This window comes from Streptomyces sp. NPDC028305 (assembly GCF_055569495.1).
The window spans coordinates 651,914-664,751 of sequence record NZ_JBVHTN010000002.1; the positions used below are offsets into that span (position 1 = coordinate 651,914).

Here is a 12,838-nt window from a genome sequence, read left to right on the forward strand (position 1 = left end):
CCGGATCATCCGCGTCCGGCGGCGGCGTCATCGATCTCGGCGAACCGCCGCGCCATGAAGGCCACGTGCGCGAGCCCGAGATGCGCCGACATCAACGACGCCGCGAGATCCGGCTCCCGCGCTGCGATCGCCTGGGCGAGATCCCGGTGGAACTGCACGGTGCGGGCGATGTCGTCGTCGGAGTAGTAGAAGAAGGTCCCCAGCGTCATCGACGTCTCGGCGAGCGCCCGGGCGATCCGGAACGTCCTCGGTGCCTCGGCCGCGGCGAGGACGGCCCGGTGGAAATCGCAGTCGCTGCGGTGTAACTCATCGAGGTAGTTCTCGCCCTTGTCGCGCGCGATGCGGTGCATGTGCTCCACGGATTCCCACAACAGCCGCACGTCCCGCTCGGTGCGGCGAGTCGCGGCCAGCCTCGCGGCCCGCGACTCGAGGAGCTGCCGCAGCTCGAAGACCTCGTCGATGTCCGAGCGGGTGTACTCGGCGACGAACGCCCCCTTGTTCAACTCGACCCGGACCAGGCCCTCCTCGCCCAGCCGCCGCAGTGCCGCCCGCACCGGATTCCGGCTGACCTCGAGTTCGGTGCACAGCGCCGCCTCCGTCAGGTGGGCGCCGGGAGGGTAGAAGCCCGCCATGACCCGACTGCGCACGATCGTGTAGATATCGACGCTGCTCCGAGCCATCGCTCAACCATCCTCTCGCCGGGACCGACTGACTCGCGCCCATGGCCGAAGCCGGGAACCACAGTGATTGTCCCGCAGACCGGATAGGGAAACGCATACCTTCGGATCTGCTACGGATGATGATCAGGGCAGGTCACGGAGGGTCGATGCGGAGCACGGCGCGATGTCCGGTCCGCTGTCTCCCGTCGTTTCCACGTGCAGCGCATGGCCGTGGGCAGCCGAGCCCCCGGCCGATTCGGCGAATGTCACCCGGTGACCGTGCCGCTTTTCCATACGCCTTGAATGGCCGCGCCATAGCCGGAGAAGTCCGCCTGGCGTCCAGCATCGCCGCCATCGCTCCGCCGAGAGTGGCGCTGACCCGCCCGAGCCTCGTTCGTCTGCGTCATTTCATCGCGGCAGCATGGTGCTCACTTCTGATCGAGCATGGTTTTCTTGTTCGCATTTCTTCTTCCCGGGAAACTTCCACGGAAACGGCATTGGCCCGGCATCCGCTCATCGCCGCAGGTCAGGGGCGCGCGAATGATATTGACAACGGTCACCAATGCAGCCTTTGCCATACCCCCGTTGCGTGCGGTTCACTTCGGTCAGTCGAAGGACATGCCGATAGGGGGCAGCACAGTGACTTCCGCTCACACGCACCGCCACGGCCCGGAAGGGCACGGGGATCCCGGGGGCCATGACGGGCACGGCGGCCATTCGGGGCACAGCCACGGGGTATCCGCCGATGCCGACCGACGTTGGCTGACGGCCGCGCTGTTGCTCATCGTCGGCTTTATTGCAGTGGAAAGCATTATCGCTTTCGTTGCGGGTTCACTGGCGCTGCTGTCGGACGCCATCCATATGCTCACCGACGCGCTCTCCATTGTGCTGGCCCTGGTCGCGATGCGGCTGTCGGCCCGGCCGGCGCGCGGTCGCTACACATTCGGGCTGAAGCGCGTGGAGATCCTCTCCGCGCAGGCCAACGGACTCACCCTGCTGCTCGCCGCGGTGTGGCTCGGCTACGAGGCCATCCAGCGGCTCTTCGATCCGCCCGAGGTCAGCGGCTGGATGGTGCTGGTCACCGCGCTCGTCGGGGTCGCCGTCAACCTGGTCGCCACCTGGTGCATGTCCAAGGCCAACCGCTCCTCGCTGAACATCGAAGGCGCCTACCAGCACATCCTCAACGACCTCTTCGCCTTCATCGGCACCGCGATCGCCGGCGCCATCGTCCTGCTCACCGGCTTCGCCCGCGCGGACGCCATCGCGACACTGCTGGTCGTGGCGCTCATGATCAAGGCCGGTGTGGACCTGCTGCGCGAGTCGGGCCACATCCTGCTCGAAGGGGCCCCGGCCGGGCTGGACCCCGACGCCATCGGGCGGCGCCTTGCCGAGGCCCCTCAGGTGACGGAGGTCCACGACCTTCACATCTGGACCATCACCTCCGGTCAGACGGCCCTCTCCGCGCACGTTCTGGTCGAAGCGGACGGGGACTGCCACATCGTCCGGGACGACCTCGAACGAGTCCTGGCCGAGGAGTACGGCATCACCCACACCACCTTGCAGGTCGACCACCATGCCGAGGACGGCCTCGCCGTGTCCGCCGGGGGAGCGCTGCACACCGTGAGTTCGACGCCGCACTGCGCCGAACTGCACGGCCGGACCCACCGCAGCGTCCCGCACAACCACTGAACCCGCCATCAGGCGAGCCAGAATCTCCTTCCTACCGATGAGTTGGGCGCGGATCGCGAATGTTAGCGTTTGCACAGTCTGCGTATTCTTCGGTCAAGGAGATCGAGTGACCACATATGACTACGTCGTCGTCGGTGCCGGATCCGCGGGCTGTGTGCTGGCGGCGCGGCTGTCGGAGGACCCCGATGTCCGGGTGGCGCTGATCGAGGCGGGTGGCCCCGACACCGCGCAGGAGATACACGTTCCGGCCGCCTTCCCCCAGCTCTTCAAGAGCGAGCTCGACTGGGACCTCGACTCCGAACCGGAGCCGGGGGCGGGTGGCCGGCGGACCTATCTGCCCCGGGGCAAGGTGTTCGGCGGCAGCAGCTCGATCAACGCGATGATCTATATACGCGGCAACCGTGCCGACTACGACGGCTGGGCCGCCGCCGGGGCCGAGGGCTGGTCGTACGCCGATGTGCTGCCCTACTTCCGGCGTTCGGAGGACAACGAACGCGGCGAGGACGAGTTCCACTCGGCGGGCGGGCCGCTGACGGTCAGCGACAGCAGGTCGAACCACCCGCTCGTCACGGCGTTCGTCCGCGCCGCCGAGCAGGCCGGACACCGGCGGAACGAGGACTTCAACGGCAAAACACAAGCGGGCGTCGGGCGGTATCAGCTGACCCAGCGCGGCGGCATGCGCTGTAGCGCCGCCGTCGCCTATCTGCACCCCGCCCTGGAACGGCCGAACCTCACCGTGTTCCCCTCGGCCCGGGCCCACCGCGTGGTGATCGAGGGCGGCCGGGCGACGGGGGTGGAGGTGGAGCGGGGCGGCGCGGTCGAAGTGATCCGCGCCGACCGGGAGGTGATCCTGTCCGCGGGCGCCTACGAGTCCCCGAAACTGCTGATGCTCTCCGGGATCGGGCCCGCCGCCGCGCTCTCGGCCTTCGGCATCGAGGTGGTGCGCGATCTGCCGGTGGGCCAGGGCCTTCAGGACCACTACATGACGGTGCTGAACTTCCGTACCGGCGTCGAGTCCCTGATGAGCGCGCAGAGCCCGGAGAATGTCGCGCTGCTGCGCGATGCGGGGCGGGGCCCGCTGACCTCCAACATCGGCGAGGCGGGCGGCTTCCTCCACAGCCGGGGCGGACTGGACGCCCCCGATGTGCAGTTGCACATGGCTCCCGTGCTGTTCCACCAGGAAGGGCTCGGCCCCGTCACCGAGCATGGCCTTGCTCTCGGCCCCTCTGTGGTCGCCCCGACCAGCCGCGGCCAGGTGACGCTGCGCTCGCCCCTCCCGGACGCCGCGCCCCGGATCGTGCACAACTACCTGACGACGGCCGAGGACCGCGCATGCATCGTCGGCGGCCTCCGGATGGCCCTGGAGATCGCGGCGCAGGACGCCCTGGCCGAGGTCGTCACCGGGCCGTTCGAGGTGCCGGACACGGACTCCGACGCGGATCTCCTCGCCTTCGCGCAGCGGGTCGGGATGACGCTGTACCACCCGACGTCCACCTGCGCCATCGGCTCGGTGGTCGACCACGAGCTGCGGGTGCTGGACGTGGCGGGGCTACGGGTCGTCGACGCCTCGGTGTTCCCGAGCGTGCCGAGGGGAAACACCAACGCGCCGGTCATCATGGCCGCGGAGAAGGCCGCAGACCTCATCGGGAGCTGATCCTCCTGCCAGGGCTTTGCCGAGGCGGGGCGCCGGGCCGGCGCCCCGCCTCTCGCGCTACTCGGTCCCAGCCCTGCCGCGCCGCTTGACCACCAGGACACCTCCAACCAGGGCGACCAGGCAGAGGCCGGCGACAACGGCCACGGTGGGCCACGGGGACCCGTCGTCCGACGTCGCCGCCTCGGACGGCGCCGAGTCGTCCGGACTCGGTGCCCCGCCCTCCGGCGTCGAGGAGGCCGAGGAGGCGGAGGGCGAGGCCGAGGCGGACGCCGATGCCGCGGCCTCGGCGGCGCCGGGGGCCGCGGGCTTGAGCTTCAGGACCGGGGCCGGGTTCTCCGGTTCCGGCTCCCCGTCACGGGGCAGCTCGATCCACCGGGACACCTCGCCGTCCTCATAGGTCTCCACGGTCTTGAACGCCAGGGACTTCGCGTCCGGCAGCTGCTCGACGACGACGCTGTGTTCGGCGTTCTCGCCGGGTTCGAGCGCGGGTCCGGCGACGCTGTAGCCGTCGCTGGTGGGCTTCAGCTTCCAGCCTTTCGGCGCATCCTTCAGCCGTATGCCGGCGCCGGCGCCGTCCATGCTCTCGGGCAGCACGGTGCGGATCTCGGTGAAGCCCGCCGATTCGGACTCCGCCTCGGACTCGAACGTCAGCGTGACGTTCTTCGCCAGGGCGCGCGAGTCGGAGGCGCTCACCTCGGCGTGGGCCAGGGCGGGCGAGGCCGTGGCGAGGACGATCGCCGAGGCGGCGACGGCGAGGGCGGCGGTCCGCCACGGGCGGGCCGACGGGTGGTGTGCGTACACGTGGTCTCTCCTCGTCAAAGGGGTGGACGCCGGGTCGTGCGAGGCGTCCGTCGCGTGGTTCACGGGGCGAAGCGCACCCGTGGCCACGGCGGCCCCCTGCGGACGAGAACGTGGTCGAGCACATCGAGGGCCACGGTCGCGGGCGCCTCGTCGGCGCTCGGTCGCCGGGGAACCCCGCCACGCCGCCGCGCCGGAGCGCCCCACCAGCGGCGTACCCACCGCGCCACCGCCGCGCGTACGGACTCGGCGAACCGGCCGAGCGCCGAGGGCAGCGCCGCCAGCCGGTCGTCCGCGACGTACAGCAGCACGGCGACGGCCAGGGCCGCCACCGCGTGCGCGGCGAGCATCACCCCGGAGTCCACGACGGGGCCATGGCCGGTGGCGCTCCGCGGCTCCATGCCGTGATGCCCGGCGGCGAGGCCACCGGCGGGACCGGTGAAGGTCAGCCACTCATGCGCCGCCACCTGGACCGCGAGCGTGGCCGCGACGACGCCGGGCAGCGAACGGGGCCGCCCCGCCCACGGCTGCGAGGCGAGGAAGACCACGGCGAGCGCCGGGAGCAGGGCGGCCCAGGACACCGGCTGCCGCGACGCGACGTGGTGCGCGACGGCGGCCAGCGCGACACCGGTGACCGAGAACACGCCGGAGCGGACCACGCGCGCGTGGACATCAAGGCCCGTGGCGGGCCTGGCGCCCGTGGTCCTCGCCATGTCACGCCGTCCGTGGCGGCGCGGCTGCCGGTGTGTGCATCACACCGTCTGGATACGTACGTCCTCGGCCGGCTGTTCAGGCGATCCGGCCGGCCGGGACGGGGTGCCGCGGCGGCGGCGGAGGCCGACGGCCACGGCCGCGCAGGCGGCCACCGCGAAGGCCGCCTCCGGGGCGGGGCCCAGGCGGGTGGCGAGCGTGGTGGTCGTGCGCAGCGGGACGGTGCCGGTCAGCACCGCACGGGTCCACGGTCCGGTGGACTGGGTGACCTTGCCGTCCGGGGCGATGATCGCGCTGATGCCGGTGGTGGAGGCGACCAGCACCGCGCGGTCGTGCTCGACGGCCCGCAGCCGGGACATGGCGAGCTGCTGCTCCGGCTCGGCGATGTTGCCGTCGCGCATATAGGTGGCGTTGTTCGTCGGGACCGCCAGGAGGTTGGCTCCGGTGCGGACGGCGCCGCGGACCTGGCTGTCGTACGCCACCTCGTAGCAGATCGACTCCGCCAGCCGTACGCGCCCGGCGTCCAGCCGCACCGGGTGGTCGCCGGCGATGAAGTCGCGCGGGATGAGCTGGAGTTTGCCCAGGCCGCCGATGACATCGCGCAGCGGGATGTACTCGCCGAACGGCACCAGGTGCTGCTTGGTGTAGTAGCGCCCGGGGCCGCTGTCGGGCAGCCACAGCAGCCCGGTGTTGCGGATCCGGTCGCCGGGCGCGTCGAGGATCGCTCCGACCACGAGCGGGGCGCCGAGGTCGGCCACGAGGTCGGAGATCCGGTCGTGCAGCGAGGGGTCGGTGCGCGGGTCGGTGTCGCTCGCGTTCTCCGGCCACAGCACGAGGTCGGGCCGCGGTGTGCGCCCGGCCCGTATGTCGCGGGCGAGTTGCCGGGTGGCGGCGATGTGGTTCTCGGCGACCTGCTCCAGGCGGGCCTGCTCCTCCATGTTCCGGGCGCGGGGCACATTGCCCTGCACCACGGCCACCCGCGCCCGTGGCCCCTGATCCGCCGAGGGCGGGGCGGGGATCAGCAGGGCCCCGCCGGCGCAGGCGCCCACGGCCGCCACAAGTCCCGCGGCCGCCAGGCGACGCGGGCCGGGACGGGTGGTCACCAGCGCGGCGAGGCTTCCCGCCACCAGGGCGACCACCGCGCTGACGGCGGGCGCGCCGCCGACCGACGCCCACCCCAGCGCCGGGGAATCGGCCTGGCTGAACGCCAGCCGCCCCCACGGGAAGCCGCCGAGCGGCACCCGGGAGCGCACCGCCTCGGCGGTCACCCACCAGCAGGCGGCCCACAGCGGCCAGCCCGGCAGCCGGCCGAAGGCCGGGACGGCGCAGCTGAGCAGGCCGAGCAGCAGCGCCTGGGCGATGCTCAGTGCCAGCCAGGGCAGCACGCCGAGGTTGCTCAGCCACCACAGCAGCGGGGTGAAGAACGCCAGCCCGAAGAGCGTGCCGAGCCGGAAGGCGGCGCGTGGCCGGCGGTGCCGCAACACGGCGAGCAGCAGGGCCGGGCCGACCGCGGCGGTCGGCCACAGCCCGATCGGCGGGAAGGCGCTGCCGAGGAGCAGGCCGCCCGCGACGGCCGCCGCCGGGTCGCGCCACCGCGTCCGAAGGCGTATGAGGTCGGCGCGGCTCAGCGCCGTCGTCAAGCGGGTCATGGTCTGTCCTCCATCGAGTGTGCTTCACCGTCAACCGGTGGAGCGGGCGTTGCGGCCCGCGCTCCCGGCTTCCGCGCGTCGCCTCGCCCGGCCCGCGCCATCCGGATCCTTTCATCGCGGGCATGGAGGCTCGCCAGGTAGGCGTTGTAGGCGGCCAGCGGGTCGCCCGCGTCGCCGCGGTCGATCCGGCGGTCGACGCGGCGAGCCTCGCGGGCATCAGAGCGTACCCATTGGACGGCGAGGATGATCGTGGTGATCAGCACGGGGATGTCGCCGGTCGCCCAGGCGATGGCGCCCGCGTTGTACTGGTCGTCGGCGAGCGAGGCGCCCCAGGGGCGGTCGAGCGCCGTCCACCAGCCCGCGCCGATGAGGTCGGTGGAGCTCATCAGCGAGATGCTGAACCAGGAGTGGAACGGCATCGTGAGGATCATCACGAACAGCTTGGCGAGATACGGGATGCGGTGCGGACCGGGATCGACGCCGATGATCACCCAGAAGAACAGCAGCCCGACGGCCAGGAAGTGCACCAGCATCGCCAGATGGCCGTAGTGGCTGCGCATCAGGAACGCGAACAGCGGGGTGTAGTAGACCGCGAAGGCGCTGCCGATGAACAGCACCCCGGCCACCACCGGATGTGAGATCACCTTGACGTAGCGGCTGCCCAGCACCGCCGTCAGCAGCTCGCGCGGCCCGCGCCGGCCGCCCTTGGGGGCGGCGGGCAGGGCGCGCAGCGCGAGGGTCACCGGGGCGCCCAGCACCAGCAGGATCGGCGCCGTCATCGCCAGCGTCATGTGCTGGCCCATGTGGACGCTGAACAGCACCTTGCCGTAGCTGCCCAGGCCGCTCATGGTCGCGACCACGACGACCGCCAGACCCGCCAGCCACGAGACCGTACGGCCCACCGGCCACGTGTCGCCACGCGCCCGCAGCCTGCGCACCCCGGCCAGATAGGCGAGGGCCAGGGCGGCGGTGGCGAAGCCGAACACCCCGTCGAACCGCCACTCGGTGAACAGCGGTGTCCAGGGGAAGCCGCCGAGCGGGGCGGGCATCGGGAAGCCGAGCAGCTCCCGGACCGGGTCGTACGACTCCGGCGCCCGCGCCGGGGCCGGGGTGCGCGAGAGCCCGGCCGCGAGGCCGACGGTGGCCGCAAGCAGCAGCAGTTCGGCCGCGGCGAGCCGGGCGAACGCCGCCCGCCGCCCCGCCTCCAGCGCGGGGAGGGTACGCCTGCGATGCCGGGCACCGCAGACCGCGAGGGCGATGAGCGCGGCGGTCTTGGCGAGGAGCAGCAGCCCGTAGCGGGTGGTGAACAACTGCCCCGGGGCTTCCAGGCGGATGAGCCCGTTCACCGCGCCGGTGGCGGCCACGGTGCCCAGACACCAGGCGGCCAGCGGGCTGAACCGCCGCACGGCCGCCGCCGTGTGGGACGGGGCCCGCAGGGCGATGGCGGTGACGGCCGCCAGCCCGCCGGTCCACACCGTGGCCGCGAGCACATGCGCCGCGAGCGCGATGACGGCGGCGTCGTGGTTGTCGGCGGCGGCCGAGTGGCCGGCGAACGCCGGTGGCACCAGCCCGGCCAGCGCCACGCACAGTCCCCACCGCGCCGCGCCGCACGTGGTGACCCCGGGCAGCGCGGTGGCGAGCACCAGCGTGACCACCGCCGTCAGCGCGAGGGCGGTCCCCTGCGGGGTGTTGACCGCGACATCGGCGAGCACGGTCGGGTCGAGGACGTCGGCGGGCGGCTGGGCCAGCAGATCGGAGGCGGTGAACACCAGCCCCGCCAGGGTCGCCAGCAGCCACCCGCCCGCGGACACCGCCGCGAGGGCGAGCACCCGCATCCGCCGGGCGCCCAGCCGCCGCCCGCTTCCGGGCGCCACCACGGCGACCAGCAGCAGCGCGCCGACGGTGCACACCGCGGCGAGGTCCGCGGCGGTGCGCGCCAGCGGCAGCCCCCAGGCCGTGACCGGCCCCGCGTCCGGCAGCCCGGGGACGGCCTCGGGAACGGCGCCGCCGAACCGTACGGCCGCCAGCAGCGCGCCCGTCGCGGCCAGCAGCGCGGCCATGGCCAGCAGCGGAGGACGGAGGAGGACCTTGCGCACGAGGGGCTCAACCGCCATGGCGGAACCCCCTCTTGCGCACCGCGTACGTGATGCCGCCCGCGCCCGCGAGCACCGCTGCCGCCCCGGCGGCCACCGGGAGCGCCCCGGGGCCGGAGGACTGCTCCGCTTCATCCGCCTCGGCCGAGGCGGACGAAGCGGTTGAGGCGGACGGGGCGGCTGAAGCGGGGCGGGACGGCGAGGGCCGGGGGACCGGAGCCGTCGTCCGGGCGGCGGCCACGGTGAAGGTGTAGCTGCCCGACACCGGGTGGCCGTCGGCGGACACCACCCGGTAGCCGACGGTGTACCGGCCCGCCGGCAGCTCGGCCGTCAACGCCTGGGACACGGTGCGGCCGTCGACCTTCGGCGCCCCCGTGGTGACGGAACGGCCGGAGGCGCCGGTGACCGCGACGCGGCTGTAGCGGGCGTCCATGGGGTCGTTGAAGGACAGCGAAACCCGGGCGGGGGAGGCGGCGACGGTGGCGCCGTCGTTCGGGGCGCTGCCGGTCAGCCCGGTGTGCGCGGCGGCGGGCGGCGCGGTGGCGACCGCGACGGGCGCGGCGCAGATCAGCAGCCCGGACACGGCGGCTGCTCGCCTGATGCGTGCGATGGACATGAAGTGCCTTGGTCTCCGGCCGCGAACACGGCCGGGGTCGGCGGCCGGGCACGCGGCGGCCGCCACTCCGGTTCAGACCGGGCAGGCACCGCCGCCCGGCACCGGCCGGAGCGAAAGCGGGACACGCGGGATCACGCGGCGGTGCGGCGGGGCGCGCTCACCGCGGCGCGGCGGGGCCCGGAACGCGACGGCGGTACGGCCGGGATCGCCGACGGGCACCAGCGGCAGCCGCCCCAAGGCCCGCACCGGGCCCGGCAGACGCAGCGCGAGCCGCTGGCGCGCGGCGGCGGCCAACGTACGGAGCGGCCGCAGCGTCACCTCAGCGACCCCGAGCAACCGGGCGGCGAGCACGACGGTCACCGCGTGACCGGCCGTCACCTCCCAGGACGGATGGCCGGCCCCGGCGCCGTACGCGGCGGGCAGCGTATAGCCGAGGTGGAAGGCCGCCTGGGCACCGCCGAGCGCGGCCAGCGCCCGCTCGGGGGCGGGCGAGCGCCGGGCGGTCAGCAGGAAGCCGAGCAAGGTGACCGAGGCGCCGCAGCCCACGGCGGCCGCCGGAAAGGTCCCCGCGCGGACGCACCTGCCGAGCAGCGGGAGCAGCACGGTCAGGGCGGCGAGCAGGGGCGCGCCGATCAGCGGCCGGGCGGCGCCCGGCGCCACACGGCATCGGATCAGTCGCATCGCGCCACAGCCTTCTCAAACCACCCAGTCCGCCGCGCCCTTGCCACCGGGCGCGGGCCCGCGAGAGCGCAGCCTATCCCGCGGGGTCCTGACCGCACGCGGGCAGGGCTGGGCAGGGGCCGGGGCGGTCAGGACTTCGGCCGCTCGCGTCCGGCCGCGTCGGCCGTCATGTCCTGGGTGCCGATGACGGAGAGCAGCTCAAGCCGGGCGGCGCCCTCGGTGCCGGGCGGGGCGCTGAACCACAGCAGGCGTTGGCGTCCGTCCTCGCTGAACAGACTGTGGCAGTCCAGCTCGATGACGCCCAGCGCGGGGTGGACGATGCGTTTGCGGTCGACCCGCCGGAGGGCGACGTCGTGGGTGTCCCAGAGGGTGGCGAACTCCTGGCTGTGCCGGCGCAGCGCGGCCACCATCCGGGCCACCTCGGCGTCACCGGCGCGCCGGGCCGCGACCGCCCGCAGGTCGGCGACGAACACCCGGGAGTGATGGGGGTGGTCCTCGGGCGGGTAGACCGTGCGCGCGTCCGGGTCGGTGAACCAGCGGTGCACGAAGCTCGCCGCGCGGCCGCGCACCGCCGGGGGCCGGCCGAGCAGCGCGGCGGCCAGGGGGTTCTGCACCAGGGTTTCGTGCAGATCGGTGATGACCTGGGCGGGGGTGGTGGTGAGCCGGTCCAGCAGGCCGAGCAGGCCGGGCTGGACATGCGCGCTCGGGCCGTGTGTCGCGGGCGGGGCCGGCCGGTCCGTCAGGTGGAACAGGTGGTCCCGTTCGTCACCGTTCAGCCGCAGCGCCCGGGCGAGCGCGGCCAGCACCTGCGCCGAGGGCTGGGCGCCCCGCCCGCGCTCCAGCTCGGTGTAGTAGTCCGCGGACAGCCCGGCCAGCTGGGCGACCTCCTCGCGCCGCAGCCCCGGTACCCGGCGCCGGGGCCCGCTGGGCAGTCCGACGTCGGACGGGCGGATCCGGTCGCGCCGGGACTTCAGGAACGCTGCGAGTTCGGCATGGTTCACAGGCCCCATCGTCCCGCGCCCCGGCGCGCCGATCCAGGGGACGGCAACCCCAGGGTGGGGTCAGCCCTGGCCGGCCCGGGAGCACCGGCGCACGCTGGAGACACAAGCGGGGAAGTCACGGCGCCCGGCGCCGTGGCCCCGCTCCACGACCGAACGTCTCCCAGGAGTCCCCATGCCCCCCGAGGAAAACGCGCCGACCCGTGTCGCCATCGTCACCGGCGGTTCCCGTGGAATCGGCCGCGAAGCCGTGACCAGGCTGGGCGCCGACGGATACTCCGTCGTGGTCGGATACGCGGGCAACCGCGAGCTGGCCGAGGCCGCCGTCAAGGAGATCGCCGCCGTCGGCGGCAGGGCGATCGCCGTCCAGGCCGATGTCGCCGAGGAAGATCAGGTGGCGGCGCTCTTCGACGCCGCGGAAGCCGAGTACGGCGGCGGCGGTGTCGATGTCGTCGTCCACGCGGCCGGCCGCATGTATCTGGCCCCCGTCGCCGACCTCGACCTGGCGAAGCTGGACGCGCTGCACCGCACCAACATCCGCGGAACCTTCGTCGTCGCCCAGCAGTCGGCCCGCAGGATCCGCCGTGGCGGGGCGCTGATCACGTTCTCCACGTCCGTGGTGGCCCTGGCCCTGCCCGGCTACGGGGCGTACAGCGCGAGCAAGGGCGCCGCCGAGGCACTCACCATGATCCTCGCGCGCGAGCTGCGCGGCCGGGACATCACCGTCAACACCGTCGCCCCCGGACCCACCGCCACCGATCTGTTCCTCGAGGGCAAGGACGAGGAGACCGTCGCCCGGATGGCCGCCATGCCGCCACTGGAGCGGCTCGGCACCCCCGCCGACATCGCGGAGGTCGTGGCCTTTCTCGCCTCGCCGGCCGGCCACTGGGTCAACGGCCAGGTCATCCGCGCCAACGGCGGCATCGTCTGACCGCCACGGCGCACCCGTTCCGTTCACCCCGCACACCCGTCCCACACACCGGAAGAGAGAGTCACCATGCCGTTCGCGAACTTCAAGGTCCCGGCCGGAAGCCTCGACGAGAAGCAGAAGGAGCGGATCGTCACCCGCACCACCGAGCTGTACGTCGAGATCTACGGGGAACGCGCCCGCGCCAACACCATGGTTCTGGTCGAGGAGGTCGCGGACGGCGGCTGGGGGATCGGCGGCGACGTCCTGACCCTCGCCATGCTCCAGCGGCACCCCGAAGGCTGACGCGCCGGCGGCGCCGGGCCCGTACCGGCACGGTCCGCGGACCTCGCGCCCCGCGGACCGCCCGGTGGCGTACGGCG

The 12,838-nt window shown here is 73.4% G+C and carries 12 protein-coding genes; 4 read left to right on the forward strand and 8 right to left on the reverse strand.

Annotated features, from left to right (window positions below; all coding sequences use genetic code 11):
• Window positions 1-5: 5 nt before the first annotated feature.
• Window positions 6-680 (reverse strand): GntR family transcriptional regulator, encoded by a 675-nt coding sequence (locus ACZ4WQ_RS09515; RefSeq protein ID WP_398374405.1) that lies wholly within the window; start codon window positions 678-680, stop codon window positions 6-8.
• 597 nt (window positions 681-1,277) lie between these two features.
• Between ACZ4WQ_RS09515 and ACZ4WQ_RS09520 the strand changes: the two genes are divergently transcribed.
• Both ACZ4WQ_RS09520 and ACZ4WQ_RS09525 read left to right on the forward strand, forming a co-directional pair.
• The gene (locus ACZ4WQ_RS09520; RefSeq protein WP_385337891.1) at window positions 1,278-2,348 is read left to right on the forward strand and encodes a cation diffusion facilitator family transporter; all 1,071 of its coding nucleotides are present in this window, start codon (window positions 1,278-1,280) and stop codon (window positions 2,346-2,348) included.
• 106 nt (window positions 2,349-2,454) lie between these two features.
• Complete coding sequence (locus ACZ4WQ_RS09525) at window positions 2,455-4,002, forward strand: GMC family oxidoreductase (protein WP_311723295.1); 1,548 nt, start codon at window positions 2,455-2,457, stop codon at window positions 4,000-4,002.
• Between the two features lie 57 nt (window positions 4,003-4,059).
• Here the strand turns inward: ACZ4WQ_RS09525 and ACZ4WQ_RS09530 are convergent, their stop codons facing one another.
• From ACZ4WQ_RS09530 to ACZ4WQ_RS09560, 7 genes are all read right to left on the reverse strand, one after another.
• A complete protein-coding gene (locus tag ACZ4WQ_RS09530; RefSeq protein WP_398374406.1) occupies window positions 4,060-4,803 on the reverse strand; it encodes a DUF1775 domain-containing protein in 744 nt (247 codons plus the stop codon).
• 59 nt (window positions 4,804-4,862) lie between these two features.
• Window positions 4,863-5,513: a hypothetical protein gene (locus ACZ4WQ_RS09535; RefSeq protein WP_398374407.1), complete on the reverse strand. Its 651-nt coding sequence runs from the start codon at window positions 5,511-5,513 to the stop codon at window positions 4,863-4,865.
• A 39-nt stretch (window positions 5,514-5,552) separates the two neighbouring features.
• A complete protein-coding gene (lnt, locus tag ACZ4WQ_RS09540) occupies window positions 5,553-7,160 on the reverse strand; it encodes an apolipoprotein N-acyltransferase (RefSeq protein ID WP_398374408.1) in 1,608 nt (535 codons plus the stop codon).
• Complete coding sequence (locus ACZ4WQ_RS09545) at window positions 7,157-9,274, reverse strand: bifunctional copper resistance protein CopD/cytochrome c oxidase assembly protein (protein ID WP_398374409.1); 2,118 nt, start codon at window positions 9,272-9,274, stop codon at window positions 7,157-7,159. The genes lnt and ACZ4WQ_RS09545 overlap by 4 nt, the downstream gene beginning before the upstream one ends.
• Window positions 9,264-9,869 (reverse strand): copper resistance protein CopC, encoded by a 606-nt coding sequence (locus ACZ4WQ_RS09550; protein WP_398374410.1) that lies wholly within the window; start codon window positions 9,867-9,869, stop codon window positions 9,264-9,266. The genes ACZ4WQ_RS09545 and ACZ4WQ_RS09550 overlap by 11 nt, the downstream gene beginning before the upstream one ends.
• A 72-nt stretch (window positions 9,870-9,941) precedes the next feature.
• Window positions 9,942-10,550 carry a hypothetical protein gene (locus ACZ4WQ_RS09555; protein WP_385337403.1) on the reverse strand — a complete coding sequence of 203 codons (609 nt, stop codon included), beginning with the start codon at window positions 10,548-10,550 and terminating at the stop codon, window positions 9,942-9,944.
• Window positions 10,551-10,678: 128 nt separating this feature from the next.
• On the reverse strand, window positions 10,679-11,551 hold the full coding sequence (locus ACZ4WQ_RS09560) for an MmyB family transcriptional regulator (RefSeq protein WP_398374411.1): 873 nt from the start codon (window positions 11,549-11,551) through the stop codon (window positions 10,679-10,681).
• Between the two features lie 172 nt (window positions 11,552-11,723).
• Here ACZ4WQ_RS09560 and ACZ4WQ_RS09565 point away from each other — a divergent pair, with 172 nt between their 5' ends.
• The gene (locus ACZ4WQ_RS09565; RefSeq protein WP_398374413.1) at window positions 11,724-12,479 is read left to right on the forward strand and encodes an SDR family oxidoreductase; all 756 of its coding nucleotides are present in this window, start codon (window positions 11,724-11,726) and stop codon (window positions 12,477-12,479) included.
• A 66-nt stretch (window positions 12,480-12,545) separates the two neighbouring features.
• The gene (locus ACZ4WQ_RS09570; RefSeq protein WP_385337397.1) at window positions 12,546-12,761 is read left to right on the forward strand and encodes a tautomerase family protein; all 216 of its coding nucleotides are present in this window, start codon (window positions 12,546-12,548) and stop codon (window positions 12,759-12,761) included.
• The last annotated feature ends 77 nt before the right edge of the window (window positions 12,762-12,838 follow it).